Source organism: Lysinibacillus sp. G1-3, assembly GCF_056322905.1.
The window spans coordinates 1-235 of record NZ_JBWHYQ010000096.1; the positions used below are offsets into that span (position 1 = coordinate 1).

The following is a 235-nucleotide window of genomic DNA, read 5'->3' on the forward strand; positions in this document are numbered from 1 at the left end:
TTCAGTTTTGAAGGTTCATTCTTCTGAATGAAACACTTCAAAACTTGTTCTTTGAAAACTGGATAAAACGACATTGAAATTGTAACAAACACATTTATTTTTTAAGTTTTTTTATAGGCTTAATAACTTGGTTAAGTTATTAAGGGCGCACGGCGAATGCCTTGGCACTAGGAGCCGATGAAGGACGGCACTAACACCGATATGCTTCGGGGAGCTGTAAGTGAGCTTTGATCCG

Annotated in this window: 1 rRNA gene; it reads left to right on the forward strand. The window is 38.3% G+C overall.

What is annotated here, in order from left to right:
• Positions 1-129 precede the first annotated feature (129 nt).
• Positions 130-235, forward strand: a 23S ribosomal RNA gene (locus ACVYAD_RS25340); the annotation flags it as partial.